This window comes from Gracilimonas sp. (genome assembly GCF_017641085.1).
GTDB lineage: Bacteria > Bacteroidota > Rhodothermia > Balneolales > Balneolaceae > Gracilimonas.
In genome coordinates, this window is the sequence record NZ_JAEPPI010000001.1 from 1119313 (window position 1) to 1143989 (window position 24677).

The 24677-nt window shown below is 42.3% G+C and carries 27 protein-coding genes; 22 read left to right on the forward strand and 5 right to left on the reverse strand.

Annotated features, from left to right (window positions below; all coding sequences use genetic code 11):
• Window positions 1-11 precede the first annotated feature (11 nt).
• Window positions 12-350: an iron-sulfur cluster assembly accessory protein gene (locus JJ941_RS04820; RefSeq protein ID WP_255135610.1), complete on the forward strand. Its 339-nt coding sequence runs from the start codon at window positions 12-14 to the stop codon at window positions 348-350.
• Window positions 351-427: 77 nt separating this feature from the next.
• Complete coding sequence (locus JJ941_RS04825; protein WP_290962528.1) at window positions 428-937, forward strand: DUF2480 family protein; 510 nt, start codon at window positions 428-430, stop codon at window positions 935-937.
• Window positions 938-960: 23 nt separating this feature from the next.
• Here JJ941_RS04825 and JJ941_RS04830 read toward each other — a convergent pair whose 3' ends face one another.
• Entirely contained in the window at window positions 961-1233 is a 273-nt protein-coding gene (locus JJ941_RS04830) for a DUF2442 domain-containing protein (RefSeq protein ID WP_290962529.1), read from the reverse strand.
• A complete protein-coding gene (locus JJ941_RS04835; RefSeq protein WP_290962530.1) occupies window positions 1193-1432 on the reverse strand; it encodes a DUF4160 domain-containing protein in 240 nt (79 codons plus the stop codon). The genes JJ941_RS04830 and JJ941_RS04835 overlap by 41 nt, the downstream gene beginning before the upstream one ends.
• Before the next feature lie 155 nt (window positions 1433-1587).
• Here JJ941_RS04835 and JJ941_RS04840 point away from each other — a divergent pair, with 155 nt between their 5' ends.
• The 17 genes from JJ941_RS04840 (at window position 1588) to JJ941_RS04920 (ending at window position 19229) form a co-directional block, all read left to right on the forward strand.
• Window positions 1588-1830, forward strand: coding sequence for a hypothetical protein (locus tag JJ941_RS04840; RefSeq protein WP_290962531.1), 243 nt, complete (start codon window positions 1588-1590; stop codon window positions 1828-1830).
• Window positions 1827-2039, forward strand: a complete 213-nt coding sequence (locus tag JJ941_RS04845; protein ID WP_290962532.1) for a DUF2283 domain-containing protein — start codon at window positions 1827-1829, stop codon at window positions 2037-2039. The genes JJ941_RS04840 and JJ941_RS04845 overlap by 4 nt, the downstream gene beginning before the upstream one ends.
• Complete coding sequence (locus JJ941_RS04850; RefSeq protein WP_290962533.1) at window positions 2036-2758, forward strand: SDR family oxidoreductase; 723 nt, start codon at window positions 2036-2038, stop codon at window positions 2756-2758. Before JJ941_RS04845 ends, JJ941_RS04850 begins: the two co-directional genes overlap by 4 nt.
• A gap of 313 nt (window positions 2759-3071) precedes the next feature.
• Complete coding sequence (fni, locus tag JJ941_RS04855; protein ID WP_290962534.1) at window positions 3072-4097, forward strand: type 2 isopentenyl-diphosphate Delta-isomerase; 1026 nt, start codon at window positions 3072-3074, stop codon at window positions 4095-4097.
• A 74-nt stretch (window positions 4098-4171) separates the two neighbouring features.
• Entirely contained in the window at window positions 4172-5167 is a 996-nt protein-coding gene (locus tag JJ941_RS04860) for a polyprenyl synthetase family protein (RefSeq protein ID WP_290962535.1), read from the forward strand.
• A gap of 19 nt (window positions 5168-5186) precedes the next feature.
• Window positions 5187-6026 (forward strand): outer membrane protein assembly factor BamD, encoded by an 840-nt coding sequence (gene bamD / locus JJ941_RS04865; protein ID WP_290962536.1) that lies wholly within the window; start codon window positions 5187-5189, stop codon window positions 6024-6026.
• Entirely contained in the window at window positions 6026-6610 is a 585-nt protein-coding gene (gene nadD / locus JJ941_RS04870; protein WP_290962537.1) for a nicotinate (nicotinamide) nucleotide adenylyltransferase, read from the forward strand. The genes bamD and nadD overlap by 1 nt, the downstream gene beginning before the upstream one ends.
• Before the next feature lie 27 nt (window positions 6611-6637).
• The gene (locus tag JJ941_RS04875) at window positions 6638-7663 is read left to right on the forward strand and encodes an LD-carboxypeptidase (RefSeq protein ID WP_290962538.1); all 1026 of its coding nucleotides are present in this window, start codon (window positions 6638-6640) and stop codon (window positions 7661-7663) included.
• A gap of 40 nt (window positions 7664-7703) precedes the next feature.
• The gene (locus tag JJ941_RS04880) at window positions 7704-10145 is read left to right on the forward strand and encodes a DUF5686 and carboxypeptidase-like regulatory domain-containing protein (protein ID WP_290962539.1); all 2442 of its coding nucleotides are present in this window, start codon (window positions 7704-7706) and stop codon (window positions 10143-10145) included.
• Window positions 10146-10245: 100 nt separating this feature from the next.
• The gene (locus tag JJ941_RS04885; protein WP_290962540.1) at window positions 10246-13740 is read left to right on the forward strand and encodes an amidohydrolase family protein; all 3495 of its coding nucleotides are present in this window, start codon (window positions 10246-10248) and stop codon (window positions 13738-13740) included.
• Between the two features lie 449 nt (window positions 13741-14189).
• The gene (locus tag JJ941_RS04890; protein WP_290962541.1) at window positions 14190-15698 is read left to right on the forward strand and encodes a CFI-box-CTERM domain-containing protein; all 1509 of its coding nucleotides are present in this window, start codon (window positions 14190-14192) and stop codon (window positions 15696-15698) included.
• 39 nt (window positions 15699-15737) lie between these two features.
• On the forward strand, window positions 15738-16232 hold the full coding sequence (locus JJ941_RS04895; protein ID WP_290962542.1) for a hypothetical protein: 495 nt from the start codon (window positions 15738-15740) through the stop codon (window positions 16230-16232).
• A gap of 41 nt (window positions 16233-16273) precedes the next feature.
• Complete coding sequence (locus tag JJ941_RS04900) at window positions 16274-16828, forward strand: ADP-ribosyltransferase (RefSeq protein ID WP_290962543.1); 555 nt, start codon at window positions 16274-16276, stop codon at window positions 16826-16828.
• A 240-nt stretch (window positions 16829-17068) separates the two neighbouring features.
• The gene (locus tag JJ941_RS04905) at window positions 17069-17407 is read left to right on the forward strand and encodes a helix-turn-helix transcriptional regulator (RefSeq protein WP_290962544.1); all 339 of its coding nucleotides are present in this window, start codon (window positions 17069-17071) and stop codon (window positions 17405-17407) included.
• A gap of 211 nt (window positions 17408-17618) precedes the next feature.
• Window positions 17619-17876, forward strand: a complete 258-nt coding sequence (locus JJ941_RS04910) for an AbrB/MazE/SpoVT family DNA-binding domain-containing protein (RefSeq protein ID WP_255135628.1) — start codon at window positions 17619-17621, stop codon at window positions 17874-17876.
• Complete coding sequence (locus tag JJ941_RS04915) at window positions 17870-18205, forward strand: type II toxin-antitoxin system PemK/MazF family toxin (protein ID WP_290962545.1); 336 nt, start codon at window positions 17870-17872, stop codon at window positions 18203-18205. Before JJ941_RS04910 ends, JJ941_RS04915 begins: the two co-directional genes overlap by 7 nt.
• A gap of 292 nt (window positions 18206-18497) precedes the next feature.
• Complete coding sequence (locus JJ941_RS04920; RefSeq protein WP_290962546.1) at window positions 18498-19229, forward strand: NAD(P)-binding oxidoreductase; 732 nt, start codon at window positions 18498-18500, stop codon at window positions 19227-19229.
• 301 nt (window positions 19230-19530) lie between these two features.
• Here the strand turns inward: JJ941_RS04920 and JJ941_RS04925 are convergent, their stop codons facing one another.
• The 3 genes from JJ941_RS04925 to JJ941_RS04935 all read right to left on the reverse strand — a co-directional run bounded on the left by JJ941_RS04925 (window position 19531) and on the right by JJ941_RS04935 (window position 22243).
• Window positions 19531-19920: a hypothetical protein gene (locus JJ941_RS04925; protein WP_290962547.1), complete on the reverse strand. Its 390-nt coding sequence runs from the start codon at window positions 19918-19920 to the stop codon at window positions 19531-19533.
• A gap of 396 nt (window positions 19921-20316) precedes the next feature.
• Entirely contained in the window at window positions 20317-21390 is a 1074-nt protein-coding gene (locus JJ941_RS04930) for an alanine racemase (protein WP_290962548.1), read from the reverse strand.
• Between the two features lie 10 nt (window positions 21391-21400).
• The gene (locus JJ941_RS04935) at window positions 21401-22243 is read right to left on the reverse strand and encodes a 5'-nucleotidase, lipoprotein e(P4) family (RefSeq protein WP_290962549.1); all 843 of its coding nucleotides are present in this window, start codon (window positions 22241-22243) and stop codon (window positions 21401-21403) included.
• A 111-nt stretch (window positions 22244-22354) separates the two neighbouring features.
• Between JJ941_RS04935 and JJ941_RS04940 the strand changes: the two genes are divergently transcribed.
• The 3 genes from JJ941_RS04940 to JJ941_RS04950 are packed head-to-tail and all read left to right on the forward strand — an operon-like array spanning window position 22355 to window position 24674.
• Window positions 22355-22810: a RimK/LysX family protein gene (locus tag JJ941_RS04940; RefSeq protein WP_290962550.1), complete on the forward strand. Its 456-nt coding sequence runs from the start codon at window positions 22355-22357 to the stop codon at window positions 22808-22810.
• Between the two features lie 3 nt (window positions 22811-22813).
• Window positions 22814-23737 carry a 30S ribosomal protein S6--L-glutamate ligase gene (rimK, locus tag JJ941_RS04945; RefSeq protein WP_290962551.1) on the forward strand — a complete coding sequence of 308 codons (924 nt, stop codon included), beginning with the start codon at window positions 22814-22816 and terminating at the stop codon, window positions 23735-23737.
• Window positions 23730-24674 carry a succinylglutamate desuccinylase/aspartoacylase family protein gene (locus tag JJ941_RS04950; protein ID WP_290962552.1) on the forward strand — a complete coding sequence of 315 codons (945 nt, stop codon included), beginning with the start codon at window positions 23730-23732 and terminating at the stop codon, window positions 24672-24674. The genes rimK and JJ941_RS04950 overlap by 8 nt, the downstream gene beginning before the upstream one ends.
• Window positions 24675-24677: the final 3 nt, after the last annotated feature.

Here is a 24677-nt window from a genome sequence, read left to right on the forward strand (position 1 = left end):
GAAGCATTATTATGGAAGAGCTTTCCATTACAGACCGAGCTACTGAGCGGATTAATCTGATCCGAAAGGAGCAAAATGTACCGGATGATGCCTACCTTCGGGTAGGTGTGGTAAGCGGTGGCTGCTCGGGGCTAACCTACGATCTGGAATTCAATTCTGATGTTCAGCCGGAGGAAAACGATAAAATCTTTGATGTCGACGGCCTTAAAGTGCTGGTCGATATGCGCAGTTTTCTCTATTTGGCGGGAACTGAATTGGACTACACAGAAGGACTAAACGGACAGGGTTTTCATTTCAAAAATCCAAATGCTTCGCGTACCTGTTCCTGCGGAGAATCTTTCTCTATTTGAAATTATAAATGATGAATGTTGAATTTTGAATTCCAATCTGGTCATTCAAAATTCAACATCTCCAATTCAAAATTTCTATGTCAGAAGAAACCATTGTAAACCGGGTTCAGCAAAATACCAAGCTTGTTACGCTGGATTTGCAGAAATTCCACGACGATACGCCCATCGAAGAGCTGGATATCAAACAGTTTCTGTTTCAGGAATTGATGCTGAAGGAAAAAGACTTCCGGGAGCAGATTAAGGAATTCGACTGGTCGCAATATGAGGGAAAATACCTAACCGTTTATTGCAGCACCGATGCCATTATTGCTCCATGGGCCTGGATGCTTATAACTTCTTATGCTTCTGAGTTTGCCAAAGAAGTATTCAAGGGTAGAAAAGAAGCCTTTCAACACCAGTTATATCAGAGAGAGCTCGATAAATATGACTGGGATCAATACGAAGACAAGTTTGTACTGCTAAAAGGATGCGGAAAAGTACACGTACCTGATTCCATTTACATGCTGGCTACCAATAAGCTAATGAAGAAGGCTAAAAAAATTATGTACGGGGAAGCCTGCTCGAACGTGCCGGTTTGGAGAGGGTGAAAATAGATTTCTTGGGTAGTCTCTTAATTTTCTTTGCTGATTAAAGGGAATTTTTCGGGATGTTTAATGGACTCCAAATGCAGGTCGACATCCAAATCAGGCCAGTAAAAATGTTCTTCGGAGGGGGTTTCAATATTTAATACTTCACCAATTTTGGCATTCTTGAACCAAGGAAATTTATCGTAATCAAGGAAATACTCTTTTCCAATATGATAGATCCATATGCCATGTGAAGAGACATTGGTGACTTCAGTTCTATTCTCTGAAGTGACTATTCCAGCTTTCTCTGATTTCATCTTCGTGTTTGATTATTTGTTCAAGTATCTCTTTGATTTGTTTGGAACTAAGACCGTATGAAGATTGAAGTTCAATATCTGGTTCTAACCAAACTTTTGCTTCACCTTCAGCATGAATTACGTGAATATGTATCCTATCTTCTTCCCGTGAAAAGAAAAAGAAACGGTATCCTTTAAATCTGAATACTGTTGGACTCATATATTAATCTAACTTCATTAACCTAACGAATCAAGCATGCAGATATTAGTCATTATCACTTCCTTATCAGCTATTCATTTCTGAGCCCAAAGCTGATTGATTTCAAGTTTTTCCAAAAAATCATGTAGATTTATGACACATTGAAATAAATTCTAATGACTCAATACAAATACACCGCATATTTTGAGAATGAAGTTCTAAGGAAAAGACCTTATTTAAAAAAAGAGTGGTGTATTGAAGTTGTTAATAATCCCGAGAAAATTGAAAAACAGGAGGATAACAGGTTCAGGTTCTGGGCTAAAATTTCAGAATTGGATAATCGTTATCTTAGAGTTATTACATTGGAAGACAAGAAGACCATTCATAATGCATTTCCAGACAGGAGATTTGAGCCATGAAACTTAATTATTATCCGGAGACAGATTCTCTTTACATTGATCTTTCCTCAAAGCTTAGTTCATACACGGAAGAAGTTTCGGAAGGTATCCATATAGATTATGATGATGAGAATAATATTGTTGGAATTGACATCGATAATGCCAGTAAAAAGCTGGATATGAATGAAATTTCAGTTTCAAAGCTTCCTAATTTAGAAACGGCTAAATGATAGCTTTAATAACCGGTACCTCTCGCGGAATTGGAAAATCCATCGCTCGAAAATTATTGAATGAAGGGCATGAAGTAATAGGCACATCCCGATCAACGAATCATGAATTCCCGAATAACGAAAACTACCGGCACATCGCCTGTGATTTATCCAAGCCCAATGAAGTTGAAAAGCTTAAATCGGTATTTCAGGAAGCCGAAATACCTGAAGTACTCATAAACAATGCCGGAATGTTTGCTGAAGCGGATTTTGATATTTCTGATGATGAATGGCTGGCTAATTGGGACTTGACGATGCAGGTTAATCTTCGTTCGGCCGGACTCATTTCGAAATGGGCACTTAATGCCTGGAAGAAAGCCGGGATAGATGGAAGGTTGATCAATATCTCATCCAGGGCCGGAACGCGAGGGGATACGCAGGAATACGCAAGCTACGCTGCCAGTAAGGGAGGAATGACCGCATTCACCAAAAGTATCGCCCGCAGTTTTGGGAAGCATGGAATCACCGCTTATACCATCGCACCCGGTTTTGTAAACACCGATATGGCTCAGGGCTCCATCGAAGTGTATGGAGAGGATTATCTCACTAAAGATTTAGCTCTGGATTCCATCGCTCCTCCGGAGCAGATAGCGGAAATCAGTTATTTGCTTGCCTCAGGAAAACTTAAGCATGCCACCGGGCAAACTTTTCACATTAACTCGGGAAGTTACCTGGTTTAACAGACGTCGTTGTCATGCTGAACTTGATTCAGCATCTGAAGCAACCAAATGCTGCAACTACGCCTCTTCAGATTCAGCATCAGGTAGCGGAATAACGACCTACTTTATAAAAACGTCATTGCGAGGAGTATAGATCTTTGATTCTATTTAGTAAGTATTACGACGAAGCAATCTCCTAATAAAGTACACCATGCAGATTAAGGAGATCGCGACGTCGAGAGCCTTAATCAGTCTTTACTAGTTAGGAGGCTCCTCGCGATGATAATCAAAAATAACTATTGGGATTTGGTACTTGTTTTTTGGAATTTCTGCCATGACCGACATCAGAGACCGAAAAAAAGACCACGTTGAGCTAGCCGTAACCGAAGGCACCCAATACGATCAGCCTTCCGGGTTTGAACGCTACCGTTTTATTCATAACGCACTTCCGGAAGTCAATTCTTGTGAAGTGACTACCGAAGCTTCATTGTTGGGACGAACCTTCAGTATGCCTCTTTTCATTTCTTCTATGACGGGTGGTTATTCTGAAGCAGGTCCGGTTAACGCTGTCATTGCCGAGTTTTGTGAAGCGGAAAACCTGCCCTTTGGGGTAGGGAGTCAACGGGCTATGCTGGAAGATGAATCCCTGACAGAAACCTTTTCTGTAGTCCGGGAAAAAGCCCAAAATGCTTTTATATGTTCAAATATCGGAGGCGCACAACTCATTGGTGGGCTTGATACTAAAAGGCTTACCCAACTTGTGGATTCGATTCAAGCTAATGCCATAATTGTGCATCTGAATCCGCTGCAGGAACTGATGCAGCCGGAAGGTGATCGTGATTTTAAAGGAATTATGGATGGTATTGAACAGCTGGTTAAAGACACCCAGTTACCGGTAATTGTGAAAGAAACGGGTGCGGGAATTTCTGAACATACTGCCCGCAGATTGTTAAATGTTGGGGTGAATGTAATTGATGTAGCGGGTGCCGGAGGAACAAGCTGGGCAAAAGTCGAGAACTTCCGTTCGTCCAATCAATCCGCTAATCATGGCTTTGATGAGTGGGGAATCCCAACGGTGGAATGCATTCAGCAGCTGAGTAAACTGGAATGGGAACAAAGTTTTGAAATTATAGCATCGGGTGGTATCCGTTCAGCTTTTGATATCGCGAAGTCGTTGTGTTTGGGGGCGCATTTTGCGGCAACGGCACAACCAGTCATCAAAGCAATAAAAAACGATGAGTACACCGGGCTTGAAAAGCTTTTAAACCAATGGAAACAGGATTTAAAAACCATCTTGACGCTTCTTGGATGCACAAGTGTACAGGAATTATCCGCTTCTCATCTTCAGGAAATGAAATAGAGATCCGGGCGATTGAGAACTAACATCGTCCCTTAATTTCCTTATATTCAGTTTATTCATCTACAAAAAGAGCATTGAGTAACAAGAATCTCCAACAACAATTACTGGAAAAGATTGAAACCGGGCTAAAGGACCTTCACTTTCCGGATCATCCCCAAACTCTTTACGAGCCTTGCCGGTATGCCTTATCGGTTGGAGGGAAGCGGATTCGACCCATGCTCACACTGCTTGCTAACGGATTATGTGGGGGTGATTTGAATGATGCTTTACCTGCCGCTCTTTCTGTAGAAATACTTCATAATTTTACCCTTGTCCACGATGATATTATGGACAGCGCAGATACCCGACGCGGTGAACCCAGCGTATTCAAGAAATGGAATGAAAATATTGCCATCCTTTCCGGAGATGTGATGTTTGCCGATGCCTACCGGCAGCTCAGTTACTACGGTACGAATGAAAGTTACTCCAAAGAAGAGTTTGCGGCTGTACACTCAGTTTTTTCCAAAGCTATTGTTACGGTTTGTGAAGGTCAGGCACTGGATATGGAATTCGTTGATCGAACAGACGTAAAGCACAACGAGTACCTGGAAATGATAGCCGGAAAAACAGCGGCTTTGCTGAGCGGAGCCCTTGAACTTGGGGCAATCTCGGCGCATGCTTCTTCTGAAAAGAGAGAAGAGCTGGCTGAGTTAGGATATGAGATGGGTATTGCCTTCCAGATTCAGGATGACTTGCTTGATGCTACCGCCGATCCGGAAAAGTTCGGAAAACGTCCGGGCGGAGATATTTTTGAGGGAAAGAAAACATATCTTACCATCCTTGCGTTAGAACGGGCGAATGCTGAGCAGTCATCTCTCATTCAGGAAACGCTGAATGCAGAAAATCCCGCTCCGGAACATGTTGATGAAGTTCTGGGAATAATGTCGGACCTGGATGTACTGGATGATGTTGCCGCCGAAATTGATCAGCATTACAAAAAAGCGTTTCAGTTATTAAATAAATTTGAATCTTCTGATTACAAACAAGAGCTTGAAAAACTTCTTATCTTCTTACAGAATCGTGACCATTAAATCACAAAAATTATACTCAATGCGCAGTAAACTACTTGCAGTTTTAGCTTTCTTATTCATCTTCTCGGCCTGTAAAAACGACCGGCTTATCAAAAGGGGAGACTCTGTTGAAGTGGCCTATCAAAAAGCGATGGCTTTCTATGAAGAAGAAAATTACAGTGAGGCCGCAAACGCCTTTGATACCGTTACAAGGGTAGCCAGAGGCACCGAATACGGGCAGGATGCTCAATACTATCTTGCCGAAAGTTACTACAAAGATAAGCAGTTTTTACTGGCTGCCAGTGAGTACGACCGATATATTAGTTATTATCCACAGGACGAACGCCGCCCACAGATCGAGTTTAGAGCAGCAATGTGTTACTACAAACTCAGTCCGCGTTACAAACTGGATCAGAACCAGACCCGAAAAGCCATTGAGCGATTCCGCCTGTTCAATAATCGCTATCCGGATCATGAAAAAGTACAGGAAGCTGCAGCACGTATTGATGAACTCAGAGAAAAGCTGGCTCACAAATCCTACGAAGCAGCACGGTTTTATGTGCGCACCGAACAGTATAAAGCAGCCACTATTTACCTGGATAAAACCATTGATCAGTTTCCGGAATCAAAGTGGGCCGAACAAGCATTGGTTGATCAAATTCAAACCTACATCAATTACGCCGATAACAGTGTTATAAACCGACAGGCTGAGCGTTACGGTAAAGCCATTGAAAACTACGAGAAGTTTCTGCAACTGTTCCCTGAAAGTAAGTTCCGTGAAGAAGTCGAAAACTATCATGATGAAGCGGTAAGAAAACTGGCTGATGTTCGAAGCGGCGGAAGCAGCCAAAGTGAGGTTGCTGACTCAGGACAGGATTAATGTCGGGGCGGATTGGTTTATTTGGAGGTACTTTCGATCCGGTTCATAACGGACATATTTCCATTGCGCAATCCTTTCTCCAATCAGACTTAATAGATGAGCTTTGGGTTTTGCTGACTCCATACCCACCTCACAAAACCCGGGAGATCCAGACGCCTTACGAGATCCGACTGGAGATGCTGGAAAAAGCTTTTTCGGGGATAAGAAACTTGTCCATCAAGACTATTGAAAACGAACTGCCTAAGCCTTCCTATAGCGTTCAGACCATTCGATACTTAAAGGAACACCTGCCCGATAACACTTACTTTTATTGTATGGGGGAAGACAGCCTGGCTAAGTTTCACACCTGGAAGTATTATGAGGAGATACTTGACGAATGTGAGCTGCTGGTCGCCCAACGACCCGGTGAGACTCACAAAGACGTTGAAGATAAGATTTTACAGCGCACCCACTTTGTGGATCATACGCCCCTCGATGTATCTTCATCCGGAATCAGAGAAAAAATAACAGCCGGAATTTCTATCACCGATCGGGTGCCGGAAGAAGTCGTAAAAGTAATTGAAAAAGAGCAGTTATATAGCTAACTACTGCCATTCATAAATCTGTTTATAATGGCATTTACCCGAAAAGACTTTCTCAAGGCAACCGCACTCGCTTCATTTACAGGAGCAGCAATTGGGCTTGCAGGCTGTGAAACAAAAGCCGCTCCCGGTTCAACCCAAAAAATTAAACCGAAAGCATTAAAAGCCGGTGATACTTTGGGACTTGTAGCTCCCGCAAGCCCCATTTACGAATCCTCCGTATTTGATGAGATGCTGACGAACCTGCAGGACCTGGGTTTTAAACTTAAACTGGGGGAGCATGTGCGAAACCAAAGAGGATATCTGGCCGGGACCGATCAGCAGCGAGCTGATGATTTGATGAATATGTTTCGGGATCCACAGGTGGATGGAGTTATGTGTATTCGCGGGGGGTGGGGATGTAACCGTATTTTGCCTTTGCTGGATTACGATGTATTCAAAAATAATCCCAAAGCATTCTGCGGGTTTAGTGATATCACTTCGCTGCATATGGCTATGTATCAAAAAAGTGACCTGATTACTTTTCACGGACCGGTGGGGAAGTCTAACTGGAATCCATTCACAACCAACGCTTTTAAAAAGATAATCTTTGATGGAGAAACACCCACTTTTGAAATCCCCGCTAACGATAAACGAAATTTTGTAATAACTCCGGGTACCATTGAGGGTAAGCTGCTTGGAGGCAACCTGTCGGTATTGGTTTCTATGATTGGGTCTGATTATTTGCCGTCCTTTGAACATGCTATTCTGTATCTGGAGGATGTGGGAGAGAGCGTGTACCGAATAGACCGGATGCTGACTCAACTTAAACTGGCCGGTATTCTTGACCAGATTTCAGGATTCGTATTTGGGAAATGCACCGATTGCGATGCCGGGGATAACAGCCTTACGTTACAACAGGTTTTTGATGACCACATCAAACCACTCGATATCCCGGCTTTTTACGGGGCTATGATCAGCCACGAGGACGATAATATAACCCTGCCGGTTGGTTTGAATGCCGGGATTGATGCAACAAAGAAAACAATCCACGTATCAGAACCGGCTGTTGTTTGATCGAATAAAATTTCAATTTGTATGCAATCTGGTACAGATAATGAGTTGTAAATCCTGCTTTTCCGGGTTGATTGTGTTCCTGTTCCTGTTGATTCCGGGAATGAATGTACTTGCACAATCCGGGACTTTATCAGGCTTTGTGTACGATGCTGAAACCCGGGAATCCCTTCCGTATGCAAACATCATCGTGGAGGGGACAAGCAAAGGAACCTATACAGCAAGTGACGGCTCTTATACCATAAAGCTGGATACCGGCACTGTTCGCATTCGCTATCGTTTTATCTCATTTCGCGATACCGTAATTCAGTTTCACATTCAGAGCGGCAAAGAGGTTCAACAGGATGTGTACTTAAGGCCTGATCTCACATCCATGGAAGTTACAGTAAGTGCCGACCGGGTGGCCCGAAAGGTTCAGGAACTGGCCCGCCTGCGTGATCAGCAGAATTCGAACCTGAACTCCTACAAAGCCGAAGTGTATAAGCTGGCCATTCTCAGCAATGTAAATAAGGGCTTTAATTATGAAGATGCCGGGGAGGACGATTTGGAACCTATCGCATTCTCAGAACGAAAGTCAGAGATTAGGTACACCTCTGATCCTGAGCGATATTCTGAGACGCTGGAAGCAAACAGGGCAAGCGATAACTTTTTTAGTGAATATGATTTTTTTTCGACCGGAGGGGCTCCGCTAAATCTGAATTCGGATGAGGTGGTTCTGAGTATTCTTTCTGAAGGCATGTCCGTGGTTGGTCCGATTTCCGATAAGGCCGGGCGATTCTATGAGCTATACGACGAAGAAGCAGACAGCAGCTGGCCGGAAGGTACCATAGAGATTTATTTCGAACCAAAAACCGATAACCGTCCGCTTTTTGAAGGTCAGGTTTGGTACGATGAAGAACAATCGGTGATTCTGGGGATTGATGTAACGCTCAACGAATATGCCGAAACCAATTCCGGAACCTTTAAGATTTCTGACCTGAGATATCAGCAGAGCTATAAAAAAGTAGGGGATTTCTGGCTGCCTGAGAAAACCGAGCTTTCGGCAATGCTGCAGTTTATCACCTCCAAAGACCGCATTTACTATCACGATGAATGGACGTGGGACAATTACGAACTTAACGCCCGAAGCGTAGATCCCCAGCAGATAGAACTCAATACAACCAACATTTTACAGGATGCTCACAAACGGCAACAGGCTTATTGGGATACGCTGTCGAATAGGGAGCAAAATGACAATGCACGTCTTCTGGGTGAGGCAACAGAATACGAGGAAGACCGGGCAATGGTAAAGGTCGGGATGTCGGCCATGCGTACATTTTTTCGGCTTCCGTATCAGCTGGAGCGGTTTTACATGACGAACATAAGCGATATTTACCATTACAACCGGGTGGAAGGGAATTACCTTGGGCTTGGTGCACGCACTCCGGTTCATCCCGATTATGAATACCGGGCAATAGGTGGATATGGATTTGGTAATCAATCCTGGAGCTATGAACTGAGTGGGTATCATTTTTTTGGTAATTCATTTGTAGCCCCTGAAGGCAGCTATCACAAACAGACCCTGCCTCAGTATCAGGATTACGAATATAACCGAACTCCACTGGATTTCTTCGAAGCCCGCCAGACCATGTATGCCTTAACAACCGGAACTTCAGGTAATAACTATTTTGAGCGGGAGGGATACGAAGCCGGACTCCGATTTCGGTTTGGAACAGAATCTTTCCTGCGAACGCTCTACCTGGATGAAACACATCGCTCGCTCACAGCTACCAGTAGTTTCAGTTTGTTCGGGGATGGATTAACTCCGGAGGAGTTTACCAATAATGACCCGATATTTCCTGCTCAGGAGGGCACGATCAAAGGATTATACCTTCACCTTCATCATGATACCCGGCAATACCTGAGAACACAGTTCCTCAGAGATTATAACATTCGTGCCTTTGGGTGGTTGACCGATGCCGTACTTGAAAAAGGCATCAGCAGTTGGGGGAGTGATTTTGACTACAATCGATATCGGGTAGGCTTGAAATTTTATTGGCCGGTATTTTCATCTCACTTCTTTCAAACCGATATCATAGTTGGCGCTTCGGATGCAGGAGTTCCCAATCAGCGATTGTTTACTTATAACGGATATGTACTGGATGATTATGTAAGATATAAGCCATTTAACACCATCGATTACAGGGAGCCGTTGGGGAATCGCATTTCACAAATTAAAGTCCGATACAAATTCGGTAGTTCACTCACCCGCAGTATCCCCATCAATTTTATTCAGAAGAGCGGGATAAAAATTTCCACCGTGCTGACAGCTGGTGTTATTGATCAAACTTCCAGCCTGGAGCCTCTGCTGCCGTATTCAGGATCTAAAGCCCAGGCAGAGATCGGTATTGCAGCTTCCAAAATATTCGGGATTTTATACGCTGAAGTGAGTAAGAAACTGTACGGCAAATATGGAAATTCCATTGGCTTTTTGATTCTGTTTTAAAGCACTTTGTCACAAAAACAAAATTTTACGGGATAAGCAGTAACTAATTGCTTTAATTCCGTAGGTAAGCATTTCTAACTACAATAAATCCCTTATACCTATGAATACGATTAAATCCATAAGATGGACACAGATTCCATTTTTCCTGTTTTTGGGGCTTTTCTCGGTTCAGAGTGTGCATGCTTCTATTTTCGAGGTACGGCAAGACACTACTGAAACGGATACGACAGAAATCCCAAAGGCTGACAACGAACTCCAGATGAAACCCGGGCGCATTATTGAATTTAATACCACCGAAGGTACCTGGATGTCGCTGGACATCAGCCCGGACGGTCAACATATTGTTTTTGATTTGATGGGGGATATTTATCGTATTCCTGCATCCGGAGGGGAGGCTGAACAGCTTACCGATGGAATGGCCTTTGATACTCATCCGCGTTACAGCCCCGATGGCAAGTACGTTTTGTTTACTTCGGATGCTTCCGGTGAAGAGGATTTATACTACGTGGAAGTAGCCGACACTTCCGAAATCACCCAGATTACCAAAGGCGGAAACACCCGATACACCAATGCCGACTGGACCCCCGATGGCGAATATGTGATTGCCTCAAAAGGTGGATTAACACCCAAACTGTGGCTGATTCATAAAGAAGGCGGAAGTGGTACTGCTCTTATTGGTGAGCCAAATGGTCTTAAAATTATTGATCCGGCTATTTCACCGGATGGGCGTTATGTGTATTTCTCTCAGCGCAACGGTCCATGGAACTACAATGCGCAGCTGCCTCAGTATCAGATAGCACGATACGACCGGGAAGATGGCTCACGCAGAACCATCACCTCACGCTATGGATCCGCTTTTACACCCACACTTTCTTCTGATGGGAAATGGATGGTGTTCGGTTCCCGGTATGAAGATAAAACCGGTTTGGTAATCCGAGACTTGGTAACCGGTGATGAAAGATGGCTGGCATACCCGGTTCAAAGAGATGAGCAAGAGTCTATTGCTACGATGGGTGTATTGCCGGGAATGACCTTCACTCCGGATAATAAGAATCTGCTAACCTCATATGGCGGAAAGATATATAGCATCAATATTGAAAGCGGAGAATCTAAAGAAATTCCGTTTGAAGTAAATGCTCATCTTGAAATGGGGCCGGAAGTATTCTTTAAATACCCGGTGGATGACAGTAAGGAAATGCTTGCTACTCAAATTCGAGATGCAGAGCCTTCTCCAAACGGGAAGCAGCTCGCTTTTACCGTACTTGATAAGCTCTACATTCAGGATTTACCCGATGGAGAACCTAAGAGACTAACCAATTCCAATCTTATTGAAGCGCAGCCAACCTGGTCGCCCGATGGCCGTTGGATTGTGTATGCCACTTACGATATGGAAGACGGCGGAGCCTTGTACAAAGTAAACCCGAATGCACGGCGAATTCGACCTGAAAAGATTACCGAAGACCCGGGTATTTACAGTGAACCGGCCTGGTCACGATCCAGCAACCGAATTGTAGCTCTGAAAGGGGATAACCGAAGTTATGATCGTTCAACCGGTCCTTTTGCATTTGGCTCTACCGAAGATCTTGTTTGGGTTTCTGCAGATGGCAGTTCCAACAACTTTATTGCCAAGAGCAGCGGACGTTCGAACCCTCATTTTGTTAAATCCAATGACCGTATTTATCTGAACCGCGGCAATGGTACCTTGCTTTCTATCCGTTGGGATGGAACCGATGAAAAGGAGCATGTTCGAATCACCGGGATCACCACAGCTGGGTTTGGCAACATGGGTGTAAATTATCCAACTCCCGAAATGCTCCATCCTGAAGAAGCCGCCAAAGAGAATAATCCGCCCTCCAATGCCAGCTTTATAGCGATGGCCCCGGAAGGAGATCAGGCTATGGCGCTCATCAACAATGATATTTATGTGGTCACCGTGCCTAAAGTAGGGGGCGATACTCCGCGAATATCGGTAGCCAGAGCGGCAAGCGCGGCTTTCCCTGCCAAGAAGTTGACGACCATTGGCGGGCAGTTTCCTCATTGGTCGGATGATGCCGGTAAAGTGCACTGGTCGATAGGTAAAGGCCATTTCATTTATGATCTGAAAGCATCTGAAGCCTACGAAGACAGCGTGGAAGCAGCCAAGAAGGCCGAAGCCGAGAAGAGGAAAGAGGAGGAGAAAATGAAGAAAGACGACGACTCCGATGATGGTGATGATTCCGGCGATGCTGATGAAGAAGCGGAGGAGGAAGAAACCGATGAAGAGAAAGAAGAGAAGGAAGACGAAGGGTATAAACCGGAAGAACTCAGCATTGAGGTATCCATTACCCGCGATATTCCTGAAGGAACCATCCTGCTTCAAAATGCGCGTATTATTACTATGAATGGTGATGAAGTAATTGAAAACGGCGATGTCCTGATTGAAAACAATCGTATTGTGGAAGTGGGAACTAATCTTACCGCTCCAAACGGAGCAGAAACCCGTGATCTCAGCGGAAAGACCATTGTACCCGGTTTTGTAGATACTCATGCTCATTTATGGGCCTCATGGGGCATCCACAAGCAAAGGTTCTGGGGCTATGCCGCTAACCTGGCGTATGGTGTAACCACTACCCGTGATCCCCAAACTGCTACCACCGATGTACTCACCTATTCCGATATGGTGGAAACCGGAATGATGGAAGGACCACGCGTGTATTCAACCGGACCCGGACTTGGCTTCTGGGCATACAATATTCAAAGCCTGGAACATGCCAAAAACGTGATGAAGCAGTACAGCAAGTACTACAACACCAAAACCATCAAGATGTATTTGGCCGGGAACCGCCAGCAGCGGCAATGGATTCTGATGGCAGCTAAGGAGCTGAGCATCATGCCAACCACCGAAGGTGCTCTCGACTGGAAACTGAATATGACGCAGCTCATTGATGGTTACCCGGGGCATGAGCATTCCTTCCCGGTGTACCCGATTTACAAGGATGTGATAACTACTACAGCCGAAGCCCAAATGGCGGTTACCCCGACATTGTTGGTAGCCTATGGCGGTCCGTGGGCCGAAAATTATTTCTATTCCCGCGAGAATCCGTTCTTTGACGAGAAGCTGCGCACCTTCACACCGTATGAAGAGCTGGCTTCCAAGTCACGCCGTCGTCCGGGCTGGTTCCATGACGATGAACATGTGTTCCAGAAACATGCGGAATTTCAGAAAGACCTGAAAGAAGCCGGTGGACTTTCAGGAGTGGGAAGCCACGGTCAGTTGCAGGGACTTGGTTTCCACTGGGAGCTGTGGGCCATGGCAGCAGGAGGGATGAATAACCACGACGCCCTTCAGGTAGCCACCATTGACGGTGCCACCGCCATTGGCCTGGATGGTGATTTAGGGTCTATAGAAGCCGGTAAACTGGCGGACCTGATCATTCTGAATGAAAACCCGCTGGATGACCTCAGAAATACCAATACCATAGAGTGGGTTATGAAAAACGGTCGCCTGTATGATGGCGATTCGCTGGATCAGCTCTATCCAATACAGGTTAAAGCAACTCCCTATGAGTGGGAATTCCCGAACCCAACGCAGATGATGCTCCCCGGAAAAGAATAATTGTTCGTTAATGGGAAATCGTTATTCGTTATTATATAACAGATTATCCCGATTAAACGAATAACGAAACACGATCAACGAAAAAAGGCTCCTTCGGGAGCCTTTTTTGTTTACCTCATCATTAATCCAAAAACCATTTCTGGATAAAGTCATTCCTCGAAGGTAGGAATCTGGTTGCTTTAATTAAGCTCAGTGTTTTTACTGTGAAGTTTCTGCTGAATAAAGAGTCATGATCAGTAGTAGTTAAGAGTAGGGGATATCATTCGAAGATGTTATCTGTAATTATTGTTCACTGAAATTCTTGATGACATATCTGAATGGATATCATAGGCTTGTCAATAATTGATTTGTACTTTTATATAGAATTTTCACACCTTCGTACATTCTAAATAATTATATGTTAGGCAAACAAGAAGTCGGGTAGAAATTTTTTAATACAACAAAATAATATGGCGAGTAACGAAAGCTTCTTTTCAAGAAATCAAGACTCAATTAATGCTGTTGGACATACTCTTAACGCACTACAAAATGCAAACATAAGAGATAACCAAAAGAAGATTGCAAAATTAAGTTTGATAAACGCGGCTTTACAAAAAGAGAATCTTGAAATAAATAAACAAAAAGTAAACCTGCTTGAAGATCAAAAAAAGTATTTTGAAGACAAGAAGAGAGAAGAAAAACAAAATGCATTTATAAAAAAATTAATGCTTCGTACAGGTCCAGAATTAGAAGATTTATCAGCATCCATCAATACCGGTAAAGACGATAAAGATCTTTATGAAAATTATTTAGATGGGAAATTCATGCTTCGATTTATGAAAGATAATCGCGGATTAATTGAAGACATTAATTATCAGCGTTTAATAAATGATCAAGAAAAAAATCTATCAAAATTTTCTACAGAGTTAAATCTTAAATCAAAAACCTTTAAAGAATTAGTTTTTCAAGTTTTACAGGATAATGTAGAATGTCTTTATGGTTTAAATATTTTTTATGAAGCTAACCATGAAGGAAAAAATTTAGAAAGTGAAAGCTTACATGAAGCGAGTAAAATTATTTTTGAATTGCATCAGGACCCCGTTAAATCGGCAATTATCTCTGAATCATTAAGAATAATTGATAAAGAATCTCTTGACCTAAGCGGTATAAATTTTGAAGCTGAGTTCATAAAATATGCAATCAGTACCACAGGGAATATTAGTAATTATCAGTTCTACAAAGAACATGTTATTGACCAAATTGAGTCTTTAAAAAATCAAATTCAGAATAATGCCAAAAATGAACTCCGTGATTATTTAAAATCTAAGTCTGTAGATATACCCTCATTCAAAAGTCACGCTAATTTTACAGATACTAAAATTGAAAAAGTATTATCACTAACCAAGGAAATTAGTTCTTTTTCTGAAAAAGATAATTTCACTGATGAAATTGGAAGTGATGATGTTTTTGGCCCATCATTTTTCCTAGATCACTATATGTTGTTTATCTATAAAGAAATACATCCATATTTTTGGTTGGATATAGAAAAAGTGAAAGAACGGCTTAATAGTAATTCAGATAATATGATAGAAAATCTTAAATCTATTACAGGATTAAAAATAACTTCGGCCAACTTACCATCCAAAATTGAGTATTTAAAGAAACAGATTAAAACTTGGGAAGAAAAATATCCAGAGAACCATTTTTTTAAAAGACATAGGGTGGATAGTCAAAATCAAAGCTCTAGTTGTTTTGTTGTAACAGCAGCTACTGGATCTTCAAATAACATAATTGTAAATGATTTTAGAGAATATAGGGATGAAACTTTGATAAAAAGTTTTGCAGGCAGAATTTTTATTTCAATTTATTATCGAATTGGGCCATATCTAGCAAAAACTATAAATAGCAGTAATACACTTAAAAATGTTACTCTTAAATATTTTTTAATGCCTATTCATACTCTAATAAAAAAGAGCTGAAATCTTATATCCTTCTTAAACTTAAATATAAATTTGATTATGAGTTCTCAAAATAAGAATGATTTATTAGTTCAACTTAAGAGGGCAAAAAGTTTAGCTAACGTTCAATTATTTACCATTGAACTTCAAATTCGACGTTTACGGGATTTTGAACCAGAAGATGAAAAGTTTGTTCTTCGTTGGTGGTCAGATTTACAATTTCTAATTTTGTCACTCACTGGCCTTAGACGTGCTGCTTCAATAGCAAATTCAAATCACAAAGTTGCACAAGCTATCAATGAATTTGATAATAACCTTTCGGGATTAAAAGAAATGCGTGATGTTACTCAACATGTTGATGAATATGCTGTTGATAAATCAGGGCGACATAACAAAGACATAAATCGTAAGATGCTAGAAGTTGGTTCATGGAATGATCCTATTTACGAATGGTTGGGTAAAGAGTTAAATATTGACATAGCTTATAAACAATCAATTAAGCTATTTAAATCTATACAGGAAGCTTTTAATACGACAAGAAATGAAATCGAGTAAGAATTTAAGATCAGATGGAAATAGACCACCAAGAATTTTACATGAATTTAGATACACACTTGCAAGAGGTTTATAAAAAATATAAGAATAATCCGCAGCTTGAAAACGGTTATACTTATGCATCTTACATTAATAGAGTTTTACGTGAAAATGTGACCTTAGAATCTCAGTATGAAGATGAAATCCGACTTCTTGATCGTTTAACAGATGTTTATGCTACAAAAAAAGATCTTACTGTATATCGAACATGCTGCGATTATACTTTCGAAAATTATATAGATAATAATGACGTATTTACTTACCCAATGTTTATGTCCGTTAGTATTTACAAAGAATATGTAGCGAAAAAATTCAGTGAGCAAGATTGTAAGAATTGCTTGTTGGAAATTACTTTACCAAAAGAAACAAAATTAGCTCCATTAGAAGGACAACCAGGCGAAACAAAAGAAGAACAAGAGTTACTGTTACCGAGAAACACTAAGTTTAAAGTTATAAGCAAAGATAGAATTAGTGAAGATGAGGTTGAAATTCTAATTGGGAAATCACCATTTAAAATAGAATTCAGTTACTTTTTTAAACTACAGAAAATCAAGTAGTGTTTGCCTAACAACCGCATTAACGGCGGACGCAGACGTGGCTTTGATTAAATTTATTGCCAATGATTGTTCAAATGAGTAGCCTTTTAAAAAATCATAATCCCTGCGCCGGTTATGCGGCAGACCGTTATACACCTTTGACGCGATTATGACATTTTATTGTCATCTAGATGACGTATCAAATCAGCTGATAAATCATGATATTTACATAAAGTTGTAACCAGATAAATAATAGAGATCATGCAACTGGATAATGCCAAACTAAAACAGCTTAGAGAATCAAATGCCTGGAGTCAGTCCCACCTTGCTGAAGTAAGTGGAGTTAGTATGAGAACCATTCAAAGAATTGAAAAAACAGGGGCTGTATCACCAGAATCAGCTAAATGTATTTGTGCTGCTTTTGATATTCAATTTGATGAGCTTTCCGTAAATGATAATTATCAGAAATCAGAGCCTTCACTTGCAGATTTACTGAAATTTAAAGTCATGGATATAGATAAAAAAGCAGCTCTTGTACCATTTATAGTTGCGTTCATTATAGCTTATGGTTTTGCATTTTCTATGGGTGTTGAGATATAGGTGTATAACATCTTTAAAAAGGACATTGTCAAGAGCACATAGTTTTCCCACCGTAGATAGTACGTTCTTGTGATATCCATCAAAGGTCGTGTATTTGTTCCACCACTAATGGCATGGTCGGTTAGGCGGCTCAATAAATCGATTCTTCTTTAGTTGTATTGTAAGTACATTGTAATTATCTTTGTATAGATATTTACAAATAATCAAAGCTATGAAAACCAAGATAATTCGTATCGGTAATTCCCAGGGAGTTCGAATTCCCAAACCCCTGATCGAAGAAAGTGGGATTACTAAAGAAATTGAAATGATTCTCAGAGACAATGAAATTATTCTTCGGCCTGCTGATATGACTCGAAAGGATTGGGAAGCGTCTTTCCAAAAAATGGCGGAACAAGGTGATGATGTTTTATTAGATCAAAAAGAGATTGAAAAACCTTCAGACTGGGATGAAACTGAGTGGACATGGTAAAAGTAAAGCCAGTTAAAAGGTTTGAAGTTCATCTGATTTCACTTGATCCCACCAAAGGTTCTGAAATTAAAAAAACTCGTCCCTGTTTGATCATATCTCCTGATGAAATGAACAAGCATATCAGAACAGTGATCATTGCTCCAATGACATCTACCATTAAAAATTACCCAACGCGAGTCACTACTACATTTCAAGGCAAGAAAGGACAAATTGTATTAGATCAGATTCGAACAGTCGATAAAAGCAGATTGATTAAAAGCCTTGGGACAATTAGTTCTTCGGCCGAAGAAAAAGTATTGAGTACATTACAAGAAATGTTTGCCCCATAAATTCCCCACCTAACAAGGCGTTTTAAATCGGACGCGGACCTGCCTCAGCCGGCAGGCAGGCGGAATTCGATGGAGCTTGATTGCCAGAAATTAATTTCGCTACTTCAACCAAATCATAATCCCCGCGCCGCTTAAACGCCGGGTCGTTACACCCCAATTTTAAACCTTGCCAACTCTAAACCCAAATGAGGTAGTCATGCGAAATCCATTCTTACACGGTGTTGGGGGAGGTGGTTAAACCTTTTCGAGGTTCCTGCGTAGGCAGCCGTTTCTATCATCACAAAAGAAAGACATGAATAAAGCATTAGTATTAGGCGCCAGCGGTGCCACCGGTCGTTTATTGGTGAAATTGTTGCTGAACAAAGGGGTACAGGTAATCGCTTTAGTCCGGAAAGAGGGATCTCTCGCTAACATCATAGATTCCAATGGGCGATTAGATATTGTGGAAGCGGAAATATCAACCATGCAGGATCAGGAGTTAGCGCAATTACTTGCCGGATGCACTGCTGTATTTTCGTGCCTGGGCCATAATCTTACCCTGAAGGGCATATATGGGCATCCCCGGCGGTTAGTCACCGATGCGGTTGCTAAAGTGGCCAGGGCCGTGGAGCTGGTTCAGTCAGATCACCCAATCAAAATGGTTTTGATGAATACCACCGGCAACAGCAATCGGGATATACCGGAAAAGCCACCGTTTTCTCAAAGACTGGTTGTTGCCTTATTGCGGCTCATTCTGCCACCTCATGTGGATAATGAACAGGCAGCAGATTTCCTTCGAGTCCAGATTGGTCAGGATCACCATAAGCTGGAGTGGGTGGCTGTGCGACCCGATGGCCTGATTGATGAGGAGCAAGTCAGTGACTATGAAATTCATACTTCCCCGATCAGAAATCCCATTTTTGATGCCGGACAAACCAGCCGAATCAATGTAGCCAACTTCATGTCGGAGTTAAGCCTTGATACAGACTTATGGAATACCTGGAAAGGGCAGATGCCGGTTATTTATAATCGCACGCAGGTGTAGTATGATATGAATTGCGATTGATCGATGGACCGAATGATCGATTTGCGATCTGTATGACTGGAAGCTTGAGCTTTGGGACTTTGAAGGAGATTTTATACAAGTAAATAGTAGTAATCGTCTCAAAAAGCCAATCCTGAACATCCTTAAATCCCATAAATCAAGGTTCACAACCGAATGCATGAATAGGATAATAAAGTCTAATTACCGCCCATTTCCCCATTCATATGATCCATTACCTGACCAAAAAGATAAGCCCCGGCAACTATCCGGGGCTTTTACCATTTTAGAATTAGGATTGTACTTAGCTCATAGGTACAGTACCCGGAGCAATTTGACTTCGGAAAATGGCTTTTCCATTTGGAGTGGTTACAAGGGTCCCTGGTTTTGAAAAGTAGATCACACCCTCTATTAGAACAGGAACAACATAGGTTCTTACAGCCGTAGCTTTTTTGTTATTACCACCCAGGCAAGAAGTATCAACCCCGGTAAATTTTACAGCTACGACTCCGCCGCCATTATTGGCGATCGTTATATGAGTGTCGAATGTAACATAAGTGACCCCATTACAGGTAAATTGATACCCATTTACATCATGCAATACCAGAGCTTGTGCAATCACATTACCAGATATGCTTTGCAGGAAAATGATACAACCTGCGATGATTGCCAGCTTTTTTAGATTAGCTTTCATGTTTTGTGGATTTAGTTATTGTTATCCTAAGCATCTCACAATTGCTTTATCTTTTAAAGCAATAGACTGCTATAAACCCACTTTAGTCAAATTAAGGCTTAATATCTATGCCGGTACCCAATTTTAATATTTACCGGTATCTGAGAGTCAAAACAAGGCCAACCGCTCGCAGTTGTAGTGTGGTATGAATTGCGATAGATCGATGGACCGAATGATCGATTTGCGATCTGTATGATTGGAAGCTGGAGCTTGGTGATTAGGAGTAGGTAAGGGGAAAAGAATAAAATCCTGCTCATCCAACAAATAGTAGTAATCGTCTCAAAAAGCCAATCCTGAACATCCTTAAATCCCATAAATCAAGGTTCATAACCGAATGCATGAATAGGATAATAAAGTCTAATTACCGCCCATTTTTCCATTCATATGATCCAATACCTGACCATCTTTAGTGTAATATTCTCTCATTAAATCGGCAGTAAGGCAGGAGTGGATAGGGAAGACTTGAATGGTTTCACCAACTTTGAGTTTACTAAATACATCGGGACTACATTGAATGATACCGTGTTCCTGGGAAAGGCTTTTCACGTAGGTTTCTTCCGATAAATATTTAAGCATGGGTTCACCATAACTCAGGTAATCATCAATCTGAACCGAATCTTTAGAGAAATGCACGGCTCCGCCATGAATAAGCACCTGATTTCGGTCGCTGAACGTTTCAATAACGGGGCATTCCATATACACCGCAATTTCATTGGGAGAGCAAGAGCCGATCTGAACCTGCATCCAGTCGTAAAACACAAAGTTACCCGGACTTATCTGGGTGGACGGACCAAAATCATTGAGCACGCTGCAGGAGGGCGTATCTCCAAAGCAAATGGTAAGATCGGGGAAATGCTCCCTGAGCGCCTCCAGTTTTTGAAGGGCTTCTCTGCTTATTTTCTCAACTTCATCTTTAGACCGCGCCTTGTAGGTATGCCCGGCATGGCAATAGAACCCCGCCGGGTAGCAATGATCAGAACCTTCGATAGCATTAAGCAGTGACTTAATCTTTTCCAATTCTGAAACCGGGACACCGCTTCGTCCATAATCGGGATCAATTTCAATATAAAGGCCGAGTTCATTATCCAGTTTTTGGTCGATTTTTTGAACCACTTCCTCAGAAATAACCAGCGTTTTTATCGAACCATTGGCGGTGATTTTATTATAGTATTCATGAGCTAAGGCATTGGCAGGGAATGCAATAGTAATATCATCCCATCCATCATTTAGAAAGTATTCAGCCATTTTGATCGAGGAAACCGTGATTCCGCTTACCCCATATTCTCGAAATATTCTTCCGATAGCTTTGGATTGATGCGTCTTAAAGTGAGGACGAAACTCAACTCCGGCTTTTTCAGCTTTTGAAGCCATGCGGGCAATATTCGACCGAACGATGTCGAGGTCAACGTAGAGAGTAGGAAAAGGCTGCATCTGATAGGTGCTAGTTTTTTGAGTTGAGTCTTTTTTGGAGGATAGTTTTTCTTTCCGACTCACTCAAACCATCCTCAAAATCAAAAAGAGCCTGTTCCCAGGAACCATAAACAGGGTTTGGGAGGATAAACCAGCGTCGGCCAAACCAATCGCTGTTTTCCTGTACCAGGCCGGCTCGCTTTTTCTGTGTAATACCTTTTGCAGGGAGGAAATCATTTAAATCATCTCCTATAACCATTACCACACGGTAATTTTCTTCTACTTGCTGGCGGCGTTCGGTTTTAGAGGAGTTCCAGCCGGGTTCCTCACCGTTTGTCATGATGTTATCTATGGAATTAGAAACGGGGAATCCTTCTTCAATCAGGTTTTTGCGCGTTGCTTCTTCTACTTCATAATCACGGTTGGTGATATAGAAAATGGTTACGCCACGGTCGGCTGCATAATTGGCAAATTCCACCGCTCCGGGCACGGCCTCGGCTTTGGCTTCCTTACACCAGGCGTTCCAGTCTTCGATATTGAAATCTTTTCCCTGCTTTATCATCCGCGCCTGAATTGGGGAGTTGTCGAGTACTGTTTCATCCACATCCATGATTATAGCGGGAGGCAGCGACATAAAATTGTCGTCCTCTTCCTGATTCAAAGAAGCCGTCCAGAATGAATCTTCAAGTGGAAGGGGAAGGGTTCGCATGGCCGTGGCGTACGTCTGCATAGCAATGGCATCATACTCAGCTGCATTTTGAACCCACAATGTGGCTTGAGTGGTGGGATCATCATTAATCGTACTTTGTTGAACGGTACTGCAGGAAGCAAGGAAAAAGGCAGAAAGGATCAGTGCGTGTTTCAGGTAGTGCATAAAGGATGTTTCTTTGAACTTTTTGCCAAAGATAGGAAATCGAAACCAGAGCTAAACAATTTTAAATGGAAATGTGATAAGGGGAATAAAACCTGTATTTTTGGGGATCCTATGAACACATCCAACCAACAAATTATTGGCCGTATTGAACTGGTGAATTTACCGGAGTGGAATTTTACCGATCTGGAAGCCAAAATTGATACCGGGGCTTTTACATCAAGTCTGCACTGCCACCATTTGGAGCCTTTTGAAAAGGAGGGGGAGCCCTGGATTCGATTTTATATGCTCGACCCTGACCACGAGGCCTATAACGAGCAGATGCTGGAAATGCCGGTTTTTGATAAGCGGGAAGTTAAAAGTTCGAACGGGGATACCGAACTCCGGTATTTCATCCGGACCAAGATTGAGTTTTTCAGAGATGTTTATTCCATTGAATTCTCTCTTACTGATCGCTCAGCCATGAAATATCCGTTACTCATCGGAAGAAAATTTCTTAAAAAAGGGCCGTTTATGGTGGATGTAACACGCAAAAACCTTTCAAAGACTATAAAGAACAAGGACTCTTAAATAATGAGAATAGGAATTCTTTCCAGAAATAAATCACTGTACTCTACATCGCGATTAGTAGAAGCTGCCGAGGAAAAAGGGCATGACGTAGAGGTTATTGACCACCTGAAATGTGACATCGTGATAGAGCAGGATAACCCCAAGATATATTATAAAAGTGAGAGGATTGATTACCTGGATGCCATCATTCCGCGCATCGGGGCATCGGTAACTTTTTACGGAGCGGCCGTGGTTCGCCAGTTTGAAATGATGGAAGTATTCAGCGCGGTACATTCCCAGGCACTTGTTCGGTCCAGAGATAAACTGCGAAGCCTGCAGCTTTTGGCCAGTTCAGGCGTTGGCTTACCAAAAACCGTGTTTACGAATTACTCCAAAGAGGTGAAAAAGCTTATTGAGTCGGTAGGCGGGGCGCCTCTTATCGTGAAGTTATTGGAAGGTACACAGGGGCACGGTGTGGTGCTGGGGCCGACCAAAAAGGCCGCCGAATCTATTATTGAAGCTTTTCATGCCATGAAAGCCCGTGTGATTGTTCAGGAATTTATTTCTGAATCCAAAGGTGCTGATATCCGGGCTTTTGTGGTAGATGGTAAAGTGGTTGGCGCTATGAAACGGCAGGGTAAAGAAGGGGAATTCCGGTCCAACCTTCACCAGGGGGGAAGCGGATCCCTAATTAAGCTCACCAAAGAGGAAAAGGAAGCTGCTCTGACAGCAGCAAGAGCCATGGACCTTCAAATTGCCGGGGTTGATATGCTTCAATCCGATCGTGGGCCTTTAATTTTAGAAGTGAATTCTTCCCCCGGGCTTCAGGGAATAGAGGTAACCACTAAAAAAGATATTGCGGCAACCATCATCAGCTATATCGAAAAAGCGGTTGAAGAGCGTAAGAAGAACCCGGCCCGCAAGAAAAAAGCGAAGAAGCATGCCTGAGTTTATTACCATTAATAAGCAGAAAATCGGGCTTGGGGAACAAAAGATTGTAAATCTTAACATCGCCCGGCTGCCAACTTACACCAGCATCGATTTACCCGTGTTGGTTTATCGCGCGCCCAAAGACGGACCGGTTTTGTTACTTACCGGAGGTCTTCACGGTGACGAAGTAAACGGGGTTGAAATTGTTCGGCGCATGATTGAGCGCGAGATCGTTATTCCTGAAAAAGGAACGGTTATCGCCATCCCGATTGTGAACATTTATGGCTTTATTCAGAACTCCCGGGGTTTGCCGGACGGGAAAGATATCAATAGAAGTTTTCCCGGAGCAAAAGGCGGTTCACTGGCTAAATTGCTGGCTCATACCTTAATGAAAGAAATTATTCCGGAAGTGGACTGTGGCATTGATTTCCATACCGGGGGTGCAGCACGGGCCAATTATCCTCAAATACGGTGTTCATTCAAAATAAAAAGAGCCAAAGAGCTGGCTACAGCTATGGGCGCTCCGGTTATGATGCATTCTTCGCTGATCTCCAAATCATTCCGGAGTGCGGCTCATAAAAAAGGAAAAGAAATTCTTGTTTATGAAACCGGGGAATCTCTTCGCTATGACGAAACCGGAATTGAAGAAGGCATTGAGGGCACTCAAAGACTCATGAAGTATCTGGGTATGATTACGAGTGCTCCGGAGCCAAATGAAACAAAAGTATTCAACAATTCTACATGGATACGAACCAAAAATGCCGGGTTATTTATCACCAAAGCTGAACTTGGGGAAGAGTTCAACAAACGACAAGTCCTGGGATCTATTAAAGATCCGTACGGGGAATTGAACTCCCGCGTTGTGGCTCCTCATGACGGCATGGTAATCGGCCTAAATAACTGTCCTGTAGTAAATAAGGGCGATGCCCTCATTCATTTTGCATATAACAAATAACGA